Consider the following 24,588-nt stretch of genomic DNA (forward strand, 5'->3'; position numbering starts at 1 on the left):
GCTAAACCTCACCAATAAAGGCATCTTTCACACGGTGCCAAAAATGCATATGTCGATAAGAAGCAAAGTGGATTCTTTCTTCTGCAATCCGATAATAAATGGCTCGTATATTATTTTTTGAAACGTCCAATTGATCAATCGTCACCAAATAATCTGCGGTATTCTCTAAACGAATTTCCACCCATTCATCTTGAGCAATGACCATCGGCGCACCTAGCGTACGAAAAACACGGTTATTCAATGAAGCAATCTCTGCTAATTGAAATGCATTGATACTTGGATGGATCACAGCCCCACCAACACTCTTATTATAAGCAGTCGATCCGGTAGGCGTAGATAATGCCAAACCATCACCACGGAAGCTTTCAAATAGTTCGTTTTTGATATACACATCTGCTACCATCGTTCGGTTAGAACGCTTGATTGTCGACTCGTTCAAAGCAAAAAAATGTTGATCAGGCTTATCATCTAAATAGCTGATTCGAACGTCCAGCAACGGGTAGCTGACACTTTGCTCACGATTAGTTTTCAGGCTATCGACTAGTTCTTCTAATTCATAGTCCCGCCAGTCCGTATAAAAGCCTAGATGCCCTGTATGGACGCCTAAAAAACGCACATCGTTCAAAGCATGGCTAAATTGATGGAACGCTGCTAATAGCGTCCCATCCCCACCAACTGAAATCACTAACTCTGGCTGTTGATCGTCGATTTTGATATTTGCTTGAGCCAAAAGATTTTTCAATCGTTCGGTGACTGCTAATGTTTTTGGTTCCTTGTTATGAACGATCGCTACCTTCATCTTTTGCCTCCTCATGTTTATTCTCTTGATTGATCAATGAGCGATAATAGGCATCTTCAGATTTGCCTCTGCCATGTGAGAATAACCGTTGTGCTTCTTGGATTTCTTCACGGATATTCGACATTTCTTCGTCGAGTTGATACGCGGCTTCCGCTGCACGTTGTAATCGTTCACTCATTTCTTCCGGAAATACACCTTGATATTTATAATTCAACGAATGTTCGATCGTTGCCCAAAAGTTCATCGCTAACGTTCGAATTTGAATTTCTGCTAAGATTTTCTTTTCACCACTGATCAATTGGACTGGATATTCGATCACTAAATGATACGAGCGATACCCACTCGCTTTTTTATTGGTGATATAATCTCGCTCTTGTAATACTTTCATGTCTTTTCGGTTACGGATGATCTCAACCACCTGATGGATATCTTCTACAAATTGACACATGATTCTTAGCCCAGCAATGTCTGACATTTCTTCCTCTAAACGCGCCATTGGGATATGACGCAATTGAGACTTGGTAACGATGCTTTCTACCGGTTTGACCCGCCCCGTCACAAACTCGATTGGGACATGGCGATTTTGTTCTCTAAATTGTTTACGTATTCCTCTTAGTTTTACTTTTAATTCTGATACTGTTTGTTCGTAAGGTGCTAAAAACTCTTCCCAGTCTCGTTCCATAATCTATACCTCTACTTTGTTAACATTCATAGATATTCTAACATATAAACATAGTTTTTTTGCACCTTCTGTCTTTGAAGTTGACCAAAAACAAAAAATTAGGCAAAATAAAAGAAAAGGGGCGAAGCCAATGACTGAAATGTTAGAGATCGAATTTAAAACATTGCTAACTAAGGAAGATTACACGCGTTTGCTTTCGCACTATCAACTTACAACGGAATCCTTCCATATCCAAACCAATATTTATTATGACACGCCTGATTTCCAATTAAAACAGCGTGGTTGTGGGTTACGTATCCGCTTATTAGATACCTATGCGGAGTACACATTAAAAACACCAACTACAGAAGGAAAATTGGAAACAACAGACACCTATACGCTCCAAGAAGCCACTAAAATGATCGAGGATCAGACGCTACCACGAACGGGTGCTGTTTTTCAAAAACTTCATGAGCTATCAATTGATTCCAAGCAATTATTCAAAATTGGCGAACTGACGACTAAGCGTGTTGAATTTCCTATTGGTGAAGGCTTGTTAGCCATTGACGAAAGTTTGGGGGAACACCTTCACGACTATGAATTAGAATTAGAAGTCACTGATGCTGCCAGTGGAAAAGTAGCATTTGAGCGCTTCCTTCAACGTCAAGGAATTCCTTATCATCCTTCAAAAAATAAAATCCAACGAATGTTTGAGGCCAAAAATTAGAACTCTATCATTTTCATAAGGCTCATGAGTTCATTTTTTCGGGATTTTCTGGTAAGTTATACGTTGTGAATATTATTCATGATTTGCATAGAATCTAATTTGGGGGAGATTCGTATGATCGAAATCTATTTTTTTGTTAATCCATTGGGGAAAAACTGCTTTCATTTAGAGCAACAGCTCGTTCAATTTATTGATGAGGAATATGGAGAGAAGCCGAAAGACAAAGTACAATTTCGTTTTCTACCACTAGTTAACTTGCAGACAATCGGGGATGTCATGCAGACTAACGGGATTTCTCAAACTAATCTTGAAGAGCGCAACAAACTATTTTCCATTACTTATTCAGCCGCATTAGATTGCAAAGCTGCGCATTTTCAAGGAAAGAAAAAAGGAAGACAATTTCTTAGCCGTTTACAAGAAGCAGTCAGTTGTAAAAAAATTCCATATTCTCAACAGCTTTCTGAATCGATTTTTTCAGAAATTGGAGATCTAAATATGTTCAAAGAAGATCGCCAATCTGAATTTGTCAAAGAAGCATTTTTCTCAGACCAAAAAATGGCCCGTGAAATGGGAATAAAGAAACATCCATCTGCTGTTGTTTATAATTATAATCGTGAACAAAATTTTGGAGTATTAGTTGAAGGCATGAACAGTGTTCGCCAAATTATGGCGATCTGTCAAGGAAAAGAAGACAGCTATCAGCTGTTTGAAAGCCATCCATTGCAAGCAACGAATCCACAACTTCATTCCGGAAATAGCCATTTATCTTTGCTTTCAAATTAAATCATAGATGTGTGTATCACACAAAATAAAAAGACACAAAACAAGGTAAACTGTTTTATGTCTTTTTTACTATTTTTTTAAATCAAATATATGTTTATGGTTAAACATTTCCTACAACATGAATACGGAACCTTTGACTTGATGTACCACGTCCCTCTCCTTCGGTAGCAACTAATTTCTGACCTTGTGAAGGAGTGCCATTTTCAATATCCAGTACTTTACCTGTTTCAATATTTTGTAATACAAAAAGTCCATCACCTAAAAGATCATCTACACCTACTTTATACAATCGCCAATTTGAATTTAGACCTGTCGTTGCAATTCTTGGATTTCCTTTGCTATCAAAAGATTTTTCAGATACAGATAAGGATGCTGATTTGATAAATCCGTTGAACTGATGAGCATCAGTTGAGAGAGTGTACGTCTCAGTAGCAAAATTATAAAACATATTCCATTTTTGATTCCATGAGGTAGCATTACTGTACATAATCACTTGGTCTAAATTACTTTGATCCCAATCCAATACCCTCCCTCTATTCATTTCACTTTGAATCGTTACAACTTTGTTGTTAAAGTAGTTAGCAACATTAGATCCTGGTATATTTTCTTCTATGCCTGCCGAGACAGTCTGACTTCCTCCGATTACTCCTAATGTCGTTATTACAAACGCTCCTACCATTAATTTTGTGAACACTTTCATTTTTTATTCCCCTTTTTGTTTTTTGTCTTTTTTTTGTTTTTCTTCAATTTAAATGAAATAAAGCTAGCTAAGGATCAAAGGTTGCCCACTACTCTAAGAACAAATCGTTGACTAGCAGTTCCAGTACCTTGTCCTTCACGTGCCACTAGGCCTTTCGTGTCGTACGGGCTACCATTTTCCAGATCTAATACTTTACCTGATTCAGCATTTTTTAAAACATAAACACCCGCACCCACAGCATCGCCTACTCTGTAAAGTTTCCAATTTACTTTTAATCCAGTCGTAGCAATCTTTGGATTTCCTTTACTGTCAAAAACTTTGTCAGATACAGCCAATTCTGCTGATCTGATATAGCCATTGATCTGGTGAGGATCAGTTGAGATAGTATATGTATCAGCACTAGAATCATAAAACATATTCCATTTTTGATTCCATGAGCCAGTATTATTGTACATGATTACTTGGTCAAGATTAGATTGATCCCAATCCAACGCCCTGTCCAAATCCATTGCACTTTCAATTCTCACCACTTTATTTTTAAAGGCGTCCGCAACATTAGAACCTGGTATGGTTTGATCCAAATCTGCCGAGACTGTTTGACTTCCTCCGACTACTCCTAATGCCGTTGCTACAAATGCTCCTACCATTAATTTTGTGAACACTTTCATTTTTTGTTCTCCTTTTTGTTTTTTGTTTGATACAAATCGATTTGTTGAACACAGTATGCCATGTTTTTATTTAGTAAATTTATTTTGAGTGGTAATACAACACTATTTATTTTTTATTTAATAAGTGCGTTAATTATAATAAAAAGCGCTTGTTTTATAGGCTATTTTTGCTTTTTCACGCACAATAAAAAGTAAATTTACTATGAATCTTTTTATGTTTTTTTATTTTTATTATTAAACATAAAAATATATTGTTTGCCAACTGTATAAAAAAGAGAATCGTCGGCTATTTGAAACACCTACAATTCTCTAATTACTTCTATTAAGTTATAAATAATACACACTGCCGGACTAACTTCCTTAAACAGCAGAATGACTCGACTTTCTTTTTTTATTCACAACAACGAGTAAAAGCAAGCAGATAAGAAGACTAATGATTCTCAGTGCAGGAGTAAATAATAGGAAGATCATCAAATTGGCAAACCCTTGAACGACGGCAGAATCCGATTGATACAATTGATCCAATGGCTCTGCAAACACGCTCACATGCTTATAAACATACGCAGTAAATAAATACATAGCAACACCTAATCCTACTATAAGGATATTTTTTGTTGATTTCGACAATTTCTGTTCCTCCATCTAATATTTATTGATCGGGTTTCTCTTTTTGTTTCCATAATCGGTCAATAAAATTTTTTTATGCTCTAACCAGAAATCCATTTTACCTCTAAATAACAAAATCAAAAAATATATGTACATGTTTCGTTCTAATTAGAAAACCTATAGTTGGTAATGAATCATCTCCTTATCCTCGTCCTTTATTGTTAATCAACACCCCTTCATCTCCTCACATTTATAACATAAGACAACATGTTTATCCTATACAAATCCATTGTACTACTAATGGATCGTCAACTCAAAAAAGGAGTAAAAAAGGGTTGCCCCTTCGTTACTCCTTTTCGATTGCAAATAATCGTAGTCAATACGCTGACTTATTCCATCATTTGCTTTTTAATCCCCGCAACATCCAACCCAAATTCTTGTTGTAAGAAATCTGGTGTGCCAACTTGACCAAAACGTTCATTGACACCGATTCGTTTCAGAGGAACGCCAATCCCTTCTTCTGCAAGAACTTCAGCGACTGAACTACCTAAGCCGCCAGTGATCGAATGATTCTCGATGGTTATGATTTTTTTCTTGCCAATTGCTTCACTGCGGATCAACTCTCGATCAATCGGTTTGATGGTAAACATATCGATCACTTCACAGCTGATTCCTTCTTCCATCAATTGTTCGGCGACTTGTAATGTTTCAGAAACGAGTTGCCCTGTTGCAATCAGCAGATAATCCGTCCCTTTACGCAAAACGTTTCCTTTGCCTAATACAAATGTGGAACCTTTCTCATAAACAGGCGTGACGCCTTTACGATTTCCTCGTACATAATGGATTCCTGACATTTGATGAAATTCTTTGATGATCCATGCCATTTGTACGTCATCTGCCGCATCACATACTACGGAATGAGGGATGGCTTTCATTAAGGCCACGTCCTCCCAAGTCGTATGAGTTCCCCCATTGTGCCCTGCAGCAAATCCCGGATCTGAACCATAAATATTGATGGTATTCTCGCCGTAGCCACCTGAAATAAACAGTTGATCAAATACCCGGCGTGTCGCAAATGGACCAAAAGTATGGATAAATGGTGTGTACCCCGTCAAACTTAATCCTGCTGCGACGCCAACCATATTTGCTTCGGCAATCCCCATATTGATAAAGCGGTCAGGGTGTTCCTTTCCAATCGCTGTCCAACCACTTGCAGAACCTAGATCAGCATCTAACGCAATAACTTTCTCGTCTTTTTCCATCAATTCATTGATGGTTTCCACGACACAAGTTCGTAATTCTTTTTCGATCGCTGTCGATTTAGTTAAATGGAACATCCCTTATCGCATCCTCTCGATTTTTTCTTCTAATGTTCGGATTGCTTGATCTGCTGCTTGATTGACTTGTTCCGTATTGAATTTTACGGAATGATTCGCGTCTAAAGTTTCAAAATATGGAACCCCTTGTCCCTTCACGCTATCAAGTACAAGACAGACTGCTTGATCAGTCACTTCTTTACATTTGGTGATTGCAGCATCAATCGCTTGTATATCGGAACCTTTTACTTTTAAGCTATAGAAACCGAATGCTTCCATTTTTTTCTGTAAATCGAACGGGTCAAGGATGTCCTTTGTTTCTCCATCTAATTGCTTTTTATTATCATCGATGATCACGATACAATGATTTAATTTAAAATGAGCAATATATTGGAATGCTTCCCAACACTGGCCTTCATTCAACTCTCCATCTCCCACGATCAAGTACACATAGTTGTCTTTGTTAGCCTGCTTAAAACCTGTAGCGATCCCCGCAGCTATTGAAGTCCCTTGACCTAAAGAACCTGTAGTTGCATCAACACCAGGTGTTTTTTGGCGATCCGGATGAGAAGGCAGTCTTGTTCCACCTTCATTGATCGTCAGTAACCATTCTTTGTCAAAATAACCAACATTTGCTAAAGCACTGTATAACCCAGCTCCTGCGTGTCCTTTAGATAAGACCAACCGATCGCGTTCTTCCCATTGTGGATTTTTAGGATCGACCTTCATCTGCTTACCGTATAAGACGGCTAACAACTCAACGATCGAAAATGAACCACCTAAATGCCCTTGCCCCATATGTTTGATACTGATCAATGTATCTAATCGTATTTTAGTTGCTAATAATTCCAGTTCTTTTAGCTGCTCTTCCTTGATGGTCAAAATGATACCCCCTTACTCTGCGACTGTATCTGATTTTTTACTTTTCTTTAAAAGTGTCAAACCGATCAAAACAGCAAGTACAGCGACCACACCAGAAATAACTGCAATTTGTCCGCCCATATTTGCTAAGTTTCCTAAAAAGATTCCTGAAACACCATAATCTGTATCTGAGAAAGTCGAACCTTGGAACCCAAGATCGCCCATTACTGGCATCAACAAGATCGGCATGAAGCTAATGATGATCCCGTGGATAAAGGAACCGATGACCGCGCCACGTACGCCCCCAGTGGCATTTCCATAAACACCGGCTGTCGCGCCACAGAAGAAATGAGGAACTACGCCAGGAATGATCACTGTTGTCCCTGTAAAGACCATGATCACTAAACTAACTAATCCACCAACAAAACTTGTTAAAAAGCCAATCAATACGGCATTTGGTGCATAAGGGAACACGATTGGACAATCCAACGCTGGAATCGAATTCGGTACTAATTTTTCAGAAATTCCTTTAAATGCAGGAACGATTTCAGCTAAAATCAAACGTACACCGGCTAAGATCACAAAAACGCCTGCGGCAAATGAACCCGCTTGTTGTAACGCATAAATAATATAATTCGTGCCATCGCTCAATGTGGTAGTAATATAGTCACTTCCGGCAAACAACGCAACGATCACATAGACGATTGCCATCGTAATCGTGATACTTACTGTTGAGTCACGTAAAAAAGCTAACCCTTTAGGAAAATTGATGTCTTCTGTTGATTTTTCTTTATTTCCAACATATTTACCGATCAAGCCACTCAATGCGTAGCCAAAGTTCCCTGTATGACCTAAAGCTACAGAGTCATTTTTTGTGATTTGACGTGTAAACGGTTGTGCGATTGCTGGAAAAATCGTATTACAGATGCCTAGTGCTAACCCACCGAATAAAACCAGACTAAACGTACTCATTCCTGTTACACTTAAAATGACTGCAATCATACATGCCATGTATAACGTTGCATGCCCTGTCAAATAAATGTATTTGTATCGAGTGATTCTCGCAATCAAAATATTGAATGCCATCCCCGCTAACATAATAAGTGCTGTATATGTTCCATAGGTAGTTAGAGCTAACGCTACGATCGCTTCGTTATTAGGAACAACTCCTTGCATATTGAATGCGACTTGAAACATTTCTCCAAATGGCGCCAACGAACTTTCTATGACCCCTGCACCAGCTGTCACAACCAGAAATCCTACAAAGGTCTTGATTCCGCCTTTAACAGTCGTTGCCACATCTTTTTTCTGCAACATATTCCCCAATACAGCAATCAATGCCACTAAGATTGCTGGTGTACTCGCAATATCGATCAATAGATCTAAAATACTATTCATTTATTTTTCCTCCCCCAAAAAAATTTTTTATAGTAATCCTTTTTGTCTACATGTCTCCGCTACTTTTTCTTTCAATTCATCTAGATCGATGATACTCTCCAACACGACGATTTCACCTAAATGTTGTGCGCTATCTGCTAAATCTCTACCGATAAAAAAGACATCTGCTAATTCTGGTGCTGCACTTCCTAGATCGTAATGAGCAACTTCCACTCCACTTACCCCTAGATCATTTAATACTGAATTGATATTCATCTCCACCATAAAACTTGATCCTAATCCTGAACCACATACTGCTGCAAATTTCATTTTTCATCTTCCCCTTCTTTGATCACATGAATGATTTCTTCTACATCTTTCGCTTCGAGTAATGACGCTAAACGTTCTTTATTCGACAAAATTTTCGTCAAGCTAGCTAAAGCTTTCAAGTGCATCTCGTTGTCCACTGCTGCTAAACAGATAAATAATTGGATGGGATGTTTTTCATCGTCGCTCAATAAGACTGGATCAGTTACCTTCAGTAATGACATCCCAATTTCTTTTACTCCATCTTCTGGTCGTGCATGAGGCAAAGCAATTCCTTTTCCAATATGGATAAAGGGCCCATGTTCAATGACCTTTTCGATCATCGCCCCCACATACTTTTCTTCGATTTTATTGGTCGTTAGCAAAGGCTGAGCTGCCTCGGTGATGGCTTCTTGCCATGTCAGTTGTTTGTCCGTAAATTGTATGGTCTCTTTTGTTAATAATTCTGATAACATCGGCCGTAGATCTTCCCTTCTGTTCAATTCTTTGTTTATTTTTCTCTCGACGATCTGTCGCAGTTTCCTCTTTGTCATTCCCTCTTTCAAATCAATATATGGAAAAATCACTTCCAAAATTTCTTCGATCGAATGCACGCCTCTTTCTGAAACATAAAATGCTTGTTGGACCTTTTTAACTAATTCATTTTTTTCTAAAGGAGTCATGATGGGTTTCACAACATAACTGGTCACCGGTGTTTTTAGTGGGACACTGGAAAACACCATATCAATGTCTTCCGAAAAACGAAGCATCTGATATTCTTCTGTTGATCGTGCCGGCAAAAATTCGATTTGTGGAAATAGCTCTTGTAATTCCGATTCCATGATCAAGCCAGAGCTGATGCCACTCGGGCAGACGATCATCGCCTTTAATCGTTGGTAATGATGTCGCTCCTTTTGTTTTCTGATCTCTCCACCAAATAAAATCGTAAAATAACCAATTTCTGTATCCGGGATCTCGCCAACTAATTGTTTGAGCGGATAAAGCGCTAAACGAGTCAATTCAAATAATTCTCGATATTGGGTTTTGATTTCATCGATCAACACATTATTCAATGTGAATCGATAGCGGATACGAAAATAAGCGGGAACAAGATGATAAAAGAAATTCATCAATAATTTCCGATAGTCAACAAACCGGACAGCGGATAAACGTTCCATCTCATGGATAACCTCTCTTGCACATTCCAATAAAAATTCTACAGAGTGATCCTCGATATCGCCTTGTAAGACAGTCTTTAACAGCACAGTCAAATAGCACTCTTCTTCTACTTGATTTTTGATTTGACCAAAATCTGTTAAAAATTTTTTGCTTGCTTGATAGACATTCAAAGAGGTCAGCATCTCTTTGTCTTTTTCAGTTAGAAAAACTGCTTTTTTTGTGATCCGTGACAATAAAAAACTAATAAAATACAACATTTCCTCAAAACGACTAGGAACGATGATTAAATCAAATTCCTCTAAAATACGAAGCAGGCGGTCTCTCACCACAACATAATTCGTTCTAGAAATGCCATAGATCCCTTCAAAAAGTAACCAGTGGCCGTTCTTGGTATCTGTTAGTACTCCCACAGTTGAATAAGCTACGCGGCGAACATCAAGTTCAGCGCCATCTATGTAGAAGCCTTTTTTTCTCGAATAAATCAGGCGAATGTCTTCCTCTTGGAGTTTCATTCTTAAATTTCTGACATCTTTTAAAACTGTATTCTTACTTACATTGAATAATTCTTGAAAATAATAAACAGATAAGTCATCAACCATCGAAAAAGCAAGAAGGTAGATCATGGCTTGTCTTTCCTCTTCAGAAAAATATAGTTCCTGTTTTGACACTTCGAAGAGGACTTCAGACCATCGTCGTTGAATCGCCTCTGGAACCAGTATCTCCTCTCCAGAGATATTTATTTTTTGCCCTAGCTTTTTTTCACAAAAATGATTGATTTTTGTTAATTCTATTTTTAGAGTCTCTTCCTCCAAGTTCGTCAGTTTTATCAATTTTTGTCTGTTCGTTTCCTCAAACAGATAACTCAAGCGGTAATTGATCATCCCCGTCCCCCCATTTCAACTATAATGACTTTTTACTGGAAACGCTATCACACTTCAGCCCAATTTGACTCGTGCTTTTTCCATTTTGATGGACCGAACAGAGTCAACGACGCAGCCGTGTATTAAAATTAAAATAAAAAAAGTAAGTCACCAGAAAAAAATCTTGCAAAAAGAAACAGCGAAATCCCAAAATAGGAAAAACGATTTCCGGATTTCACTGCTTATTTCAGTTGCCTATTTTGGCACTCCCTTTAACTCTCACTTAGCAACAATAGCAAGCTCGTTTTACGCTGATTCAATCTCGTCGAATCAGTTTTCGATCCTTTATTTCATAGACTTGATCTGCCACTTGTTGAACAAAATAAGGGTCATGCGAGGTAAACAAAACAGTTCCATGATATTGTTTCAAAAAATACTCTAGCGCATTCATTGTCCGCAGATCAATAAAATTAGTCGGTTCATCTAGAATCAATACGTTGGAAGGCTTAGCAAACAAGGTTGCTAGTGACAGCCGTGTAGCTTCTCCTCCACTTAACGAACAAACTGATTGTTGGATAGCCTCCGGTGAAAAGCTTAAATGGTGTAGCATACTTCGGATCAAACTTTCTGGATATTCGGTCTGACGCATCAAATACTGTAGGACGGTCAGATCCTCAACATAGTGATAATCCCTTTGCTCATAGACAGCAAAAGTAACTTTGGGACTAAGCTTCACTCCATTTTTTTGCTGTAAGATGTGTCGTAATAAACTAGATTTCCCACTGCCATTCGCTCCAATAATCGCGATATTTTTCCCTAGTGCGAAGGCAAAGTTAACTTTATCAAGCAGGATTTTTTCATCATAATGGATCGTCACTGATTCACCTATGACTGGGAACTTATTGTGTAAAACAGTTGTTTCTGACTGCGGGAAATCAATCGGATGCTTTTTTTGTACTCTTGCGACTTCCGTTAATTTTTCTAAACGTTTCTCCATTGACTTCGCCGCTTTCATTATCCCTTTTTGACCACTTTCTTTTTGTTTTGTTCCTGACAAACGATCAGGTTTCCGACTGTTTTTATTACTTCTGCTTTTTTGATTGGAAGATTGTGCCATTTTTTTGGCTTGTTGCTCTTTTTTGATCATGCTGTTTTCTAATTTTTTACGTTCTCTCAAATAGTCATCATGCGCTCTTTCTTGAGCAATTACTTCTTGTTCTTTTTGCTTTAGATAATCATCATAATTCCCTGTATATTCTTTGATCGTATGTCCCGATACTTCCCATATTTTGTCAGCTAATTCATTGAGAAATAAGCGATCATGGCTAACAAAAACTAAGGTTCCATAATAATACCGAAGTTCTTCAATCAACATTTGCACGCTTCGTTGATCTAAATGAGTGGTTGGTTCATCTAACAACAAACCTGTCGTGTACGTAGATAATACTTGTGCCAAACGATATTTCGTTTCTTCACCACCACTAAAGGGAGCCATTTGATTGGGAACTCGGAAACGGCTGAGTAACTCAAAATCGATTTCTTCGACTAGATGCTGACCAACGGTATCGATCTGTGCAAAATATTTAAAATCAATCCTTCGATCTACTCTTCCTTTTTCTGGTAGGATTTCTCCAGCTAATAATTTAAGTAACGTCGATTTCCCGCTACCATTATCTCCGACGATACCGATCCGCGCATTCTCATAAATCGCTTGCTCATTGATTGTTAATACTTCTTTTCCGTTATACATAATCTCAATCTCTTTTAATAGCATTGCTAATGCTTCCATTGTTTGCACTCCTTTTGTGCAAATGAACATCCTTCTAACGGAAACGCAAAAAAGAAGCAGCCTGTGAAAGACTGCTTCTTCAAGAATTTTGTCCATACTAAAAAAGCATAGAAAAAAAGCAAAGTTCCCGTGAATTGTCATTTACAAGTTGTTTTTAAACGATTCAATTAATTGTTTAAAAATACTTGATCCAAATAAAACAACCACATGGCACATCGCTCCTTTTCTCTAATTACATTTATTTTATCATGATTGAAACCGTTTGACAAACGATTTTAAAAGCGTGACAGACATCAAATTTCTGAAAAACCATCCTTCAATTCTTGAAGGATGGAGAAAAGAATGATTTCCTCTCACTAGACGAACGGGGGAACCATCACATAACTAATAATGATTTGATTGCTTTTCGTTCATCCATTGCCTCATAAGCAGCTTGAACTTGATCTAACTCGAATTGTTGCGTAAAGACTTTACCTGGTTCGATTTTATTTGATAAGACTGCTTCTAATAGTGAAGCTCGGTCGTGAGTCGTCACAGCCGCAATCCCTCCACGTAAGCCGATATTACGATAAAACAAAGCGTTCGTATCCAACTCATCTACGTGAGGAACCCCCACACGTCCAACAACTGCACCTGGTCGACCAACTTTCACTGCCGTTTCAACCGCTTGTTGCGTCCCTACACACTCTAACACTGCATCCGCGCCGGCACCTGTTAATTTCATGACCTCAGCGATTGCTTCTTCTCCACGAGCCGCAATGATATCCGTTGCTCCAAATGTCAAAGCTAGCTGTTGACGGTCTTCATGTCGACTCATCGCAATGATTTTTGATGCGCCTAACAATTTTGCACCAATGACTCCGCATAAACCTACAGCACCGTCTCCGATCACAACGACTGTATCTCCTTCTTTCACCTCAGCACTCACTGCTGCATGATAGCCCGTTGCCATAACATCCGCCAACGTAACAAAGGAATTTAACATATCATCGGAATAATCTTCTGGTTTACCAGGGATTTTTACTAACCCCCAATTCGCATTGCGATAACGAATATACTCTGCCTGATACCCTGTTGAACCTGAAGTATCTGATAAGCAATCACCATCAAACCCAGCTAAACAAGCCTCACATTCCCCACAACCATGGGTAAAAGGCACAATAACAAAATCACCCGGTTCAACATTTGTAACATCTTCTGCTACCTCTTCTACGATACCAATCGCTTCATGTCCCGCAGCAGATCCTGCTTCTTTTTTAGAGATACCACGATACCACCATAAATCAGATCCGCAGACACTTGCACGTACCACACGAATGATTGCTTCGTTCTCTCGATTCAATTCTGGCTTAGGCATTTCTTTGATAGCCATTTTCCCTGGTTCTAAAAATACTGTTGCTTTCATCGCTTCCACTCCTTAGATTAATTGCTTCTAGTATATCCCCTTGAGTCAACTCCAAGTCAAATAAAAACAATTATAGCCAGTCTTTTTCCAATAAGCCGGAAGAAAATGAACTCGCTTTTATATACTCGTTATGGTATCATAACTCTGAAAAGAGAGCGTTGTATCAACAACTCTCTCTTCAGATAGCACCGTTTTACTGGTGGCTAGCTTGGTTAGTTACAGAAAATAACCGTTAAACTCGCCAAAGTTTAAGGAGCGGTTATTTTTTGTTGTCTTTGTCGCTGACGATCAAGACCAATGTTGCAAATGACAATGCAAACATCAATGCCTCAAACACAGACATGCTTATTCCTTTCTAGGAGAAAGCCACAGATCAACATAGGCATCACCTCTTTTCTTAAGGCTAGCCACCGCATCAACTTTACTATCCCTGTCAGTATACTATAAACCGAAAATCTAAACCTTAATTTTTAGATTTTTTTGTTATTTATTGTATTGCTATTTTAACCTCTTCTGCTCCTATATCAGAACAGAAGAAATTGAACTCGCTTTTATGCAGCAACTATGATATCATTACTTTGAAAAGAGGAGCTGCATCACAGCTCCCCTTCAGATAGTATCGTTCAAAACAATGGTTAGCTTAATATTGATTCAAAAAATAACCGTTAAACTGTCCAGAGTTTAAGGAGCGGTTATTTTTTGTTGTCTTTGTCGCTGACGATCAAGACCAATGTTGCAAATGACAATGCAAACATCAATGCCTCAAACACAGACATGCTTATTCCTTTCTAGGAGAAAGCCACAGATCAACATGGGCATCACCTCTTTTCTTAAGGCTAGCCACCGCATCAACTTACTATCCCTGTCAGTATACTATAAACCGAAAATCTAAACCTTAATTTTTAGATTTTTTTGTTATTTATTATATTGCTATTTTAACCTCTTCTGCTCCTATATCAGAACAAAAGAAAATGAACTCGCTTTTATATCCTCGATATGGTATCATGACTTTGAAAAGAGAGCGTTGCATCAACAACTCTCTCTCCAGATAGCACCGTTTTACTGGTGGCTAGTTTATTTCATTTACAAAAAATAACCGTTAAACTGGCCAAAGTTTAAGTGGCGGTTATTTTTTGTTGTCTTTGTCGCTGACGATCAAGACCAATGTTGCAAATGATAATGCAAACATCAATGCCTCAAACACAGACATGCTTATTCCTTTCTAGGAGAAAGCCACAGATCAACATAGGCATCACCTCTTTTCTTAAGGCTAGCCACCGCATCAACTTTACTATCCCTGTCAGTATACTATAAACCGAAAATCCAAACCTTAATTTTTGAATTCTCATGTTATTTTTAACAGTAAAAACCGGAAAAGTGTTGAGTGAGAAACTCACAAACTTTTCCGGTTTTTGGCAGGATCAGAACGGACCTAGAAAGATCCAATCAATAGATCACTCAACACATGATTTCTATAATTCTTCCACTAATGCTTCTAATTCATTTAATCGTTGTTCAAACACGGCCATTGCATCTTCAATATAAGCTGCTTGGGTCATGTCCACACCAGCTTTCTTCATTACTTCTACTGGATAATCGCTGTTTCCTGCTTTTAGATACGTTAGGTAAGCATCTAATGCGCCTGGTTCTTTCTCCCAGATTTTCTTCGCTAAAGCAGATGCAGCAGAAAATCCTGTTGAGTATTGATAGACATAATAATTATAGTAGAAATGTGGGATACGCGCCCATTCATCTTTGATTTCTGGATCTTTTTCAACAGCTGGACCATAATACTTAGCATTTAATTCGCCATAGCTTTCACTTAGGTACTCACTCGTCAAAGGTGTTCCTTTTGCATCTTCTTGATGCATGAAGTGTTCAAACTCTGCAAATTGTGTTTGACGGAAAATTGTTCCTTTAAAACCATCTAAATAATGATTCAAGACATAGGCACGAACCCGAGGGTCTTCTTCGGTCGCTAATAAATGTTCGGTCAAAATATTTTCATTTGTTGTTGACGCAATCTCAGCTAAAAAGATTGAATAATCGCCGTAGACGAAAGGTTGGTTCGAACGTGTGAAATAGCTGTGGACACTATGTCCCATTTCATGGACCAAGGTGAACAGTTGATCCAACGTATCATGCCAGTTCATCAAAATGTAAGGGTTGGTATCATAACTACCAGAAGAATAAGCGCCACTGCGTTTCCCTTTATTCTCGACTACATCGATCCAACGGTTTGAAAATGCTTCTTTTACGACAGCCAGATATTCTTCTCCCATTGGCGCAAGTGATTCGATGGCTTTTTCTACTGCTTCTTCATACGTGAATGTGATTGGTGCTTCTCCTAATACCGGAGTATACAGATCATACATATGCAATGTATCTACGTTTAATAGGCGTTTACGTAGTTCCATATATCGATGCAATAATGGCAAATGTTTGTTCACAACAGTAACTAAAGTATCATACACACTTTCAGGAATATGGTTATTGCTTAGTGCAGCTTCTCTGGCAGAAGCGTATCGACGTGCTTTGGCTTTGAAGTTGTGCCCTTTGATATGCGTCCCAAGTGTGGAAGCAAAAGTGTTTCTAAATTGTGCATATACGCTGTATAGTCCTTTGAACGCCGCTTCACGTACTTCACGATTGGTACTTTCTAATAATTGACCATATACACCATGCGATAATTGGATCTTTTCACCATTCTCGCCAGTGATTGTTGGGAACTCTAAATCAGCATTATTCAATACTGCAAAGGTACCACTTGAAGCACCAAAGATTTCTCCGGCTCCAGCAAGTAATGCTTCTTGATCTGCTGACAAGATGTGTGCGCGGTTATCAACCATTTGTTTGACATAATGACGATAAACTTCTAATTTTGGTTCTTCTTCAAAATATTGCCAAATTTGCTCATCAGAAAGTTGCAATACTTCTGGCTCATACCAAGCAATTGCTTCACTCACTTTTGAAAGTAAACTTCCAGCACGAGCATACAATGCTTGATATGTCGTATTTGTCGTATCTTGGTCATTTTTTAAATGGGAATAGACATAAATAAGCTCAACTTTACGATACATTGTTAAGACAAATTCAAGCGCCTCCAAAAATGCTGTTGCTCCATTACCTAATGTTCCTTTATAATGCTCAGAATTTTTTAATTCTTCAGTCAATTCTTCGTACTTTTTATTAAATTCTTGATCGCTTGAAAAGATTGGTGTTAGGTCCCATGTCAATTTTTCAGGCAAATCTTCTCTATTTGGTAACTTCGTTGTTTCGCTCATCTGTTCCACTCCTTTTGTTCATCTTTGCAACTATGCTTTTCTGAATAAAAAATAATAGTTACTTTTTACTTACTCTTTTGAGTTTATCATAACTCTTTCATGTTTTGTATATGGAATTCTTCTCTGATTATTATTTTTGTACGAAACGTTTACACTCTTCATAAAACAATCGATAAATTTTTTGTTCATCAATCAAAGGAAATAACCACTCATTTTTATATTCCTTGATTTCCTGATACCATTTATCGAAAGAACTTGTTTTCTTATCATTCTCTTTGCATTTCATCTGTGAAAACAGCAACCGATAAAAGAATACTTGTTCAGAAAAAAAGCAAAAGAAATCACTTCCTTCATAGATCCACGATTCAAGATAAAGCACATGCTTCTTTCTTAGATAGCACTGTTCTTGTACTCCTAATACTTTTTTATTTTTTCGAATGATTTGTTTTGCTAACCAGTCTTTTGTTTTCACGGAAGAAGAACTTGGTATTTTTCGCAATGAGCCACTTTCGACTTCTAATATTGTTAATAGCTCTTTCTCAAAAAAGGACCAAGAAGATTGTTCAAACCTGATTTTCCCCGATAAGTCTGTGAAGATCTGACTATATAAGTAAACCTTTTGCGTAGACCAGTCGATTTGCCAAAAGTGGAGCTGTCGTAAATCGTCGTAGTAGCAAAACTTTTTTTCTAATCTTAAGCGATCGTTCCTTTTGAAAAATTTCATTCCTAATAGCCACCAAACAACATACCCATTTGCTTTGTAATTGATCGTCCTTTCGATCATTCGCTCATAAGACAATGGAGAACATTGGATCTCAAACGCATGATGACCAACCAAGATATCCGGACGTTGCATCAGTTGTGATAGATACCCTTCCATTTCTACTCTTGGATAGCTTTTTTTCAACCATCGGAAACATTGTCTTTTTAGATTAAGATGCTCTTCAGATTCCGCCTCACTAAATACTTGGCAGTCCGAAGTATCATGATGGAAAAAATGGGCGATCCTCTTCATTCCTCTTTTTAAAAACACTTGATTCCCACAGTTTGGACAATAGTAGTCGCACTCTTTTGTTGCATCAGTTGCTAAAAAAATAGACCCTTCTTTGTCTTTGGCGAGTAACATCGACTCACTTCCTTTCATTAGATAAATACGCCAACGAAAAAAAGGTCTCAACAAATGTTGAGACCCTCGACAAAGCATACCTAGCAATGTCAACTATCGCTATGTTAGCTTATCCTATGCTTTATTCAAAATAAAATTTTACTCGTTCCAGAGCATTACGTTCCATCAATTGCTGCCCATATTCATTCAATGCTTCAGCTGTTCGTGTACTTTTCTCAGCGAATTCTAAAATACGTGCATATTGATTTTCAACATCGGTTTGATTTAGATTTTCCATCCAAAAGTGAACAACTAAATAATAACGTTCTTCTAATTGGTATAGATCTGTCCAAGCTGATTCTAACTGAACATCATTGGCAAGCTGGATCACTTGCTCAAAGTCATTGAATACAAAGATTGCTCGTTGTTCACTTGCAGTAGTTGATTCTGTTAAGTCGCTTTCCTCTTCATTTGCAAGCATTTGACCTTGAAGAAACTCACTAACATCTGCGCTATTCAACGTCGATTCATTGTTTTGACCGATCTCTTCGTCTGGCATATTCTTACTGATAAACAGCTCTAGGCCATCCCCTTTTGGCAAAACTTGGAAAGTGACAGCTTCGCTACTTTGGAACTCCTCTTCAATATCCACTTCTTCTAAGATACTATAAAAAAAGTTTTCAATTTCTCTGTGGTTACCTAATAAATCTAAAAATGAGACCCCACGTTCTTCTAGGTCATCATGACCAATCATTACACGAATCGTATTCTCATTGATATGTTCCATTTCCATATGCTACACCTCACTTTATCCCAACTATCCATATAGATTAATTGTAGCGAAATAAGAATAAATGTAAAGAAAAAATCATTAAGTCCTAAAAAAACACAATTTATTTTTAATAAAAAAAACTTAGAAAGACATCACATCCTCCTAAGTTTCATTCTGTGTTTTCTATAAACCAGCCATTAGCTGGGCTTGACGTAATTCTAATTGACGAACATCTCGTGGTAAGAAACGACGAATTTCATCTTCATTAAAGCCGACTTGTAGACGTTTGTTATCGATCATAATTGGTCTACGTAACAAACCAGGATTGTTTTGTACAAGCTCTAAAAGTTCTTGTAATGGTAACTCATCAAGATCCATGTTTAATTTTTGGAAAACTTTTGAACGGGTAGAAATAATTTCTTCTGTTCCGTCTTCCGTCATTTGTAAAATTGCTTTTAATTCAGAGCTATTAAGAGGTTCTGAAAAAATATTTCGCTCTACAAATGGAATCTGATGCTCTTGCAACCACGCACGAGCCTTTCTGCAGGAAGTACAACTTGGGGAAGTATATAGTGTTAACAACGTGCATCACTCCTTTTTGTGATTATAGCCACATTTTTGTAACAGAAGATCCTGAATATCTTCCATCTGTTTCTATTATACCTAATCAACATTTAAATAGCTAGCTTTTTTTTAAATTATTTTTTAAAAAAATGAAAGTTATCTAAGATAGATATACAGTTAAACCAAGGTTTCTACTTAATTCTGAGTAAAAAAATTAGAGTTTTCAAATACTTTCACAATACAAAAAACACATAACACAGCACAAAAATCTGTACTAGTCTTTTTGAAAACTTTAAAAATGATAGCGTTTTTTTCACGTGTAATGTTTTTTATTTATTTAATAACATAAAATTTTAAAAACTCAGAAAATAAAAAAAACTAAAAAAATGTTGATTTTAACGCCACTATAAAATTGAAGTAGCAGATGCGTTCAACGGAAAAGTTAAAACCTACTAGCCAGCTTGCTAGTTAACGTTATTTTATATTTTGCTAATTTTATTTTTTCTGTATTAAAAAAACAAGTTATCTTTTGTTTTATTTATTTTTACTATTATAATCCATTTGACAAAGTGGAAAATAGATTTGTTGATTTCTTTATAATAAAATTAATTATTTTTAGTTAAAAAAACTAAAATACACAAACCTTATTCTGTCAACTAATAAGAAATATAGTAATAAAAACCTTTAAATCTCAACGTTTTTATCACCTTTTTTTTGATACAATAAGCGAGGATTTGTGAAAAGATAGAATATTGAAAGGCGTGTAATAATTTGATTAAATCAGTTGTATTTGATGTTGACGATACAATGTATGATCAGCAACAACCATTTAAGAATTCAGTTCAAAGCGTGGTACCTCAAGTAGCAGAAGAAGATATGCATGGATTATATATCCGTTTCCGCCATCACAGCGATGAGAATTTCCCAAAAGTCATGGCTGGAGAATGGACACTTGATTATATGCGTGCACACCGCATTAGTCAGTCCTTGATCGATCTAGGTTATTCACCTATCTCTGATGAAAAATGCTTAGTTTTCCAAGAAGTCTACGAAGAGGAACTAGCAAATATCTCTCTTCATCCTGAAGTAAAAAAAACACTTGATTTTCTTAAAGAAAAAAATATTCCATTAGGGATCATCACCAATGGACCAACTGATCATCAAACAAAAAAATTAAATCAACTTCAATTAACAAATTGGATTCCTGCTGATTGTATGCTAGTTTCTCAAGCAACTGGCTTTCAAAAACCAGAAAAGGAAATCTTCCAATTAGCCGAGAAAACTTTCAATATGTCACCTAATGAAACACTATACGTTGGCGATAATTACGAAAACGATGTGTTAGGTGCTAAGAGTGCCAATTGGCAGACGTTATGGTTCAATCACCGCAAACGTTCCATCAACGAGCGTCCGGTGTGTGATGTAGAGATCAACGAGTTCGATCAACTGCTATCCGCTATAAAAACTGCTGTAGGAGAAGCTCAGCTTGTCTGATCAAATAAGCATCTGCGAATAAATAAACAAGAAAAACCAAGGAAGATCACTGCGCAGATTTGCGTGGCTATCTTCCTTGGCTTATTTACTGTTTCCTGTATAAGAGAGTAATTACTCAATAAATGATCTTTACGTTTTACTCATCATTTTCACCAATACTTAGAATCAAACGAATATCGTCTTCTGTTAGTTTCGTCAATTGTTCTTCGTTTCCTTGGATTACTTTTTGGAACAATTCTCGTTTTTCTTGCTGTAAGGAATCCATTCGTTCTTCGATTGTTCCTTCAGCAATCATTCGCCATACTTCAACAACATTTTTTTGTCCAATACGATGGGCTCTTCCAGCAGCTTGTTCTTCGATCGCTGGGTTCCACCATAAATCATAAAGGATGACTGTATCTGCGCCAGTTAGATTTAACCCAGTCCCTCCTGCTTTAAGTGAAATAAGAAAGACATCTTTTTCACCCGCGTTGAAAGCATCGACCATGGTTAAACGATCTTGTGCCTTTGTACTTCCTCGTAAATAAAAGGTACTTAGCCCTAATTCAGCTAATTCCTCTTGAAGGATCGTCAGCATACCCGTAAATTGGGAGAACAACAAGACACGACGGTTATTTTCTTTTGCAGCTAGTAATAAATCTTTTACTTGTTCTAACTTACCTGATCCACCTTGGTAGTCTTCTACAAACAAGCGAGGATCACAACAAATTTGACGTAAACGTGTCAGTCCTGCCAAGATGCCGATCCGATTCTTTTTGAACGACTCTGAATCCATAGCTGATACTTCTTCACGCATTTGTCTTAAATAAGCAAGGTACACTGTTTTTTGTTCTTCCGTCAACGCAGAATAAAGATTCATTTCAGTTTTTTCTGGTAAATCTTTGAGAACTGTTTGCTTATCTCGTCTTAAAACAAAAGGTCGGATCATTTGCGCGATTTCATCTGTCGTCAACTCTCTAAAACGTGTCCGATTAGGAAAGAATCCCGGCATGATCGTAGCAAATAGTGACCATAGTTCTTCAAGGCTATTTTCGATTGGTGTCCCACTTAAAGCAAAGCGCTGTGGAATATGCAACTCTCGTAAAGCTTGAGCAGTCTTTGTGCTGCTATTTTTCACCATTTGCGCTTCATCTAAGACTAAATAATTAATCGTCGATGATTGATATTCTGAAAGATCCTGACGTAAGCTCGCATAAGAAGTAACACGAATATCTACTTTTTCAGCTAACAAAGTTTCTCGCTCTTTCTTATTGCCATTGATCACTTGGACACTTAATGAGGGTGCAAACTTTTTCACTTCGGCTTGCCAGTTATAGATCAAACTCGCCGGTGCTACGATCAAGGCGTCCAATGCACCTTTTTCTTCTTTCTCCGAAAGCAGAAAAGCAATAGTCTGCAACGTTTTCCCTAGACCCATTTCATCAGCTAAAATGCCACCAAATTGATAATGACCTAACATTTTCAACCATTGGAAGCCTTGCTTCTGATAGTCTCTAAGCTCTGCTTGCAAATTCTTTGGTAAAGTGGCTTTGTAATTCGTAGGATCGATCAAGTCTTGAGTCATTTGTTGGAAAGAATCGCCAAAACTAGCATTACTTCCTGTAAATTGTTCTTTGATCATCAATCCTTGATTTTTTGGCACTTGGATAACGCCATCGTCTGAACGGATCGTATCTCTGAATTGTTGTAGGATTTTGCTTGTTTGTTGGAATTCTTCTGAATCAAACGATAATACCTGTCCACTTTCTAAGGTATAAAATGAATCATTTCTTAACAAACTCTGCAAAACATGGTCGATTTCATGCTCGTTGATTCCTGTCACATCAAAGCGGATATCTAGCCATGATCCTGTTTCTTCTACTTCGATCTGTGGTTGGTGTTTTTGTGCATCTAGATATAATTCCCGTAATTTTTTTCCTATACGGACTTCTCCAAATTGACGAAAAACAGCTAATTCTGTCCGGAAAAACTGATACAATGCTTCACCTTCAGGTAATGGACGTTCGTAGCCCGTTTTATTTTTCCGGTAACGGTACATACGAAACAAATCAAGGACCCGCTGTTCTTGCGCCGTATCTTTCAATATTTCGGTAGTTTGCTCAGCAAGCGTTTCATGTCGTTCATCTGTGGAGAACACAACATCTCCATATACAAAATCGATCCTTGCTTGAATTTGCCCTTTCATTTTTTTAAAAACAAAGACAAACTCTACTGGAATATCTGCGACTTCTGCTGTCACTTCATCATCAATAGCAACGGTTCCTATCTGATCTAAAAGCGGTAAAATTTCTTTAAATAAAGAAGACAATTCTTTTTTATGAAAGGCAACTTCTGGCTCTTCAAAACGTTTCATCAGTTGTTTCCAAGTCAAATAGATCGTCTGTTGCTGTTTAGTCAAATGATAGATAGTACCTTGTCTGATCCCCCACTGATAGTGAGACAAGAACAAATCAAAGTCACTTACGGCAATCAATTGATACTGTATTTCTCTCTTCTTGACTTGAAAACTTAGCGGTTTCGTATCGTCTGAAAACTGGATGCCATGATAAGTTTGATCATTGATCTGTAGTTTCAAACGTGTCGATTGATTCATACGCTCTAACAAAGATTTCGATTGATCGATTGGCAAAAGTAAGTAACGCTTGTCTAATTTCCCTTTTACCAAGACACCGTTTGCGCCTAATAATGTTTGTGTCTGTGCAATACCTGCGAATAGCTCCATTAGTTGTTGATCTTCTTGTTGGAAAACTCGGTGCTCTAAACGGAATTGATACTGTTTATTGACCGTATAGTTTTCTTCTTCTGTATACGCCTGTAGAAATTCATAAATATTTTTTACGATGTATGTCTTCTTAGGTGTTTCTAGAAAGCCCACACGTAGATAAACCGCCAAAATAGAAAGTTCTGGATGGTATTGATTGGTTTCGATCTGTTCGACATGATAGTCGATCACTAAGGGTTGCAAGGATTTAGTAGAAGTCTTCCCTTTTAATCGGGCAAATCCTTTTGTCAATAGCTCTCCTTCACTGGTCTTTTTCGTTGGTTCGATCATTTTTTGATCTTTCTGCATGATACGAGAAAGTTGTTTCGATCGTAAATAAAGTTCTACTGCAACAGTGTGCTTGCAATAATGATGTTCTTCCCAGTATGGGCATTGACAGTAGTCGTTTTCTTTTGCTGTACCATCTAAATCAACTAAATACAGCTCACTACCTAAAACCTCTGCATGCCACACATTGTCTTCTTGATCTGGGACAACCGATAACACACGGTCTTCTTGCAAATATTGACGCCCTCTTGCAATGACTTTTTCCGGAATACTCCATTTCATT

Annotated in this window: 20 protein-coding genes; 3 read left to right on the plus strand and 17 right to left on the minus strand. The window is 37.6% G+C overall.

Annotation, left to right across the window (positions count from 1 at the left end):
* Nucleotide 1 precedes the first annotated feature (1 nt).
* The gene (locus IGJ39_RS11990; RefSeq protein ID WP_010734258.1) at nucleotides 2–799 is read right to left on the minus strand and encodes an NAD kinase; all 798 of its coding nucleotides are present in this window, start codon (nucleotides 797–799) and stop codon (nucleotides 2–4) included.
* On the minus strand, nucleotides 777–1,481 hold the full coding sequence (locus IGJ39_RS11995; RefSeq protein WP_019722324.1) for a GTP pyrophosphokinase: 705 nt from the start codon (nucleotides 1,479–1,481) through the stop codon (nucleotides 777–779). The genes IGJ39_RS11990 and IGJ39_RS11995 overlap by 23 nt, the downstream gene beginning before the upstream one ends.
* A 130-nt stretch (nucleotides 1,482–1,611) precedes the next feature.
* On the opposite strand from IGJ39_RS11995, the gene IGJ39_RS12000 reads away from it, so the two are divergent.
* Nucleotides 1,612–2,187 carry a CYTH domain-containing protein gene (locus IGJ39_RS12000; RefSeq protein WP_438764827.1) on the plus strand — a complete coding sequence of 192 codons (576 nt, stop codon included), beginning with the start codon at nucleotides 1,612–1,614 and terminating at the stop codon, nucleotides 2,185–2,187.
* Between the two features lie 114 nt (nucleotides 2,188–2,301).
* Nucleotides 2,302–2,970, plus strand: coding sequence for a DsbA family protein (locus tag IGJ39_RS12005; RefSeq protein ID WP_065096657.1), 669 nt, complete (start codon nucleotides 2,302–2,304; stop codon nucleotides 2,968–2,970).
* Nucleotides 2,971–3,070: 100 nt separating this feature from the next.
* Here the strand turns inward: IGJ39_RS12005 and IGJ39_RS12010 are convergent, their stop codons facing one another.
* From IGJ39_RS12010 to spxA, 14 genes are all read right to left on the minus strand, one after another.
* Entirely contained in the window at nucleotides 3,071–3,670 is a 600-nt protein-coding gene (locus tag IGJ39_RS12010) for an RICIN domain-containing protein (RefSeq protein WP_195273336.1), read from the minus strand.
* A 74-nt stretch (nucleotides 3,671–3,744) separates the two neighbouring features.
* Nucleotides 3,745–4,338 (minus strand): RICIN domain-containing protein, encoded by a 594-nt coding sequence (locus IGJ39_RS12015; RefSeq protein ID WP_065096655.1) that lies wholly within the window; start codon nucleotides 4,336–4,338, stop codon nucleotides 3,745–3,747.
* Nucleotides 4,339–4,698: 360 nt separating this feature from the next.
* Nucleotides 4,699–4,980 (minus strand): hypothetical protein, encoded by a 282-nt coding sequence (locus IGJ39_RS12020; RefSeq protein ID WP_438764830.1) that lies wholly within the window; start codon nucleotides 4,978–4,980, stop codon nucleotides 4,699–4,701.
* A 353-nt stretch (nucleotides 4,981–5,333) separates the two neighbouring features.
* Nucleotides 5,334–6,281, minus strand: a complete 948-nt coding sequence (locus IGJ39_RS12025) for a transketolase family protein (RefSeq protein WP_438764832.1) — start codon at nucleotides 6,279–6,281, stop codon at nucleotides 5,334–5,336.
* Between the two features lie 3 nt (nucleotides 6,282–6,284).
* Nucleotides 6,285–7,142, minus strand: coding sequence for a transketolase (locus tag IGJ39_RS12030; protein WP_438764834.1), 858 nt, complete (start codon nucleotides 7,140–7,142; stop codon nucleotides 6,285–6,287).
* Nucleotides 7,143–7,154: 12 nt separating this feature from the next.
* A complete protein-coding gene (locus IGJ39_RS12035; protein WP_104775740.1) occupies nucleotides 7,155–8,519 on the minus strand; it encodes a PTS ascorbate transporter subunit IIC in 1,365 nt (454 codons plus the stop codon).
* Nucleotides 8,520–8,546: 27 nt separating this feature from the next.
* Nucleotides 8,547–8,828 carry a PTS sugar transporter subunit IIB gene (locus IGJ39_RS12040; protein ID WP_010734248.1) on the minus strand — a complete coding sequence of 94 codons (282 nt, stop codon included), beginning with the start codon at nucleotides 8,826–8,828 and terminating at the stop codon, nucleotides 8,547–8,549.
* Nucleotides 8,825–10,864, minus strand: coding sequence for a BglG family transcription antiterminator (locus IGJ39_RS12045; protein ID WP_438764836.1), 2,040 nt, complete (start codon nucleotides 10,862–10,864; stop codon nucleotides 8,825–8,827). The genes IGJ39_RS12040 and IGJ39_RS12045 overlap by 4 nt, the downstream gene beginning before the upstream one ends.
* A 295-nt stretch (nucleotides 10,865–11,159) precedes the next feature.
* Nucleotides 11,160–12,632 (minus strand): ribosomal protection-like ABC-F family protein, encoded by a 1,473-nt coding sequence (gene abc-f, locus IGJ39_RS12050; protein WP_019724354.1) that lies wholly within the window; start codon nucleotides 12,630–12,632, stop codon nucleotides 11,160–11,162.
* A 376-nt stretch (nucleotides 12,633–13,008) separates the two neighbouring features.
* Nucleotides 13,009–14,037 (minus strand): zinc-binding dehydrogenase, encoded by a 1,029-nt coding sequence (locus IGJ39_RS12055; protein WP_019724355.1) that lies wholly within the window; start codon nucleotides 14,035–14,037, stop codon nucleotides 13,009–13,011.
* A gap of 1,472 nt (nucleotides 14,038–15,509) precedes the next feature.
* Nucleotides 15,510–17,321 (minus strand): oligoendopeptidase F, encoded by a 1,812-nt coding sequence (gene pepF / locus IGJ39_RS12060; RefSeq protein WP_019723014.1) that lies wholly within the window; start codon nucleotides 17,319–17,321, stop codon nucleotides 15,510–15,512.
* A 130-nt stretch (nucleotides 17,322–17,451) separates the two neighbouring features.
* Complete coding sequence (locus tag IGJ39_RS12065; RefSeq protein ID WP_019723015.1) at nucleotides 17,452–18,447, minus strand: competence protein CoiA; 996 nt, start codon at nucleotides 18,445–18,447, stop codon at nucleotides 17,452–17,454.
* Nucleotides 18,448–18,568: 121 nt separating this feature from the next.
* Nucleotides 18,569–19,219, minus strand: coding sequence for an adaptor protein MecA (locus tag IGJ39_RS12070; RefSeq protein ID WP_010734242.1), 651 nt, complete (start codon nucleotides 19,217–19,219; stop codon nucleotides 18,569–18,571).
* Nucleotides 19,220–19,381: 162 nt separating this feature from the next.
* Nucleotides 19,382–19,780 carry a transcriptional regulator SpxA gene (spxA, locus tag IGJ39_RS12075; protein ID WP_019723016.1) on the minus strand — a complete coding sequence of 133 codons (399 nt, stop codon included), beginning with the start codon at nucleotides 19,778–19,780 and terminating at the stop codon, nucleotides 19,382–19,384.
* Between the two features lie 753 nt (nucleotides 19,781–20,533).
* Between spxA and IGJ39_RS12080 the strand changes: the two genes are divergently transcribed.
* Nucleotides 20,534–21,256, plus strand: coding sequence for an HAD family hydrolase (locus tag IGJ39_RS12080; RefSeq protein WP_010734240.1), 723 nt, complete (start codon nucleotides 20,534–20,536; stop codon nucleotides 21,254–21,256).
* Nucleotides 21,257–21,392: 136 nt separating this feature from the next.
* On the opposite strand, the gene IGJ39_RS12085 is transcribed toward IGJ39_RS12080, so the two are convergent.
* Nucleotides 21,393–24,587, minus strand: a complete 3,195-nt coding sequence (locus tag IGJ39_RS12085) for a DEAD/DEAH box helicase (protein ID WP_019723017.1) — start codon at nucleotides 24,585–24,587, stop codon at nucleotides 21,393–21,395.
* Nucleotide 24,588: the final 1 nt, after the last annotated feature.

Origin of the sequence: Enterococcus sp. AZ140 (assembly GCF_051714405.1) — a bacterium.
Classification (GTDB): Bacteria; Bacillota; Bacilli; order Lactobacillales; family Enterococcaceae; genus Enterococcus_B; species Enterococcus_B pernyi.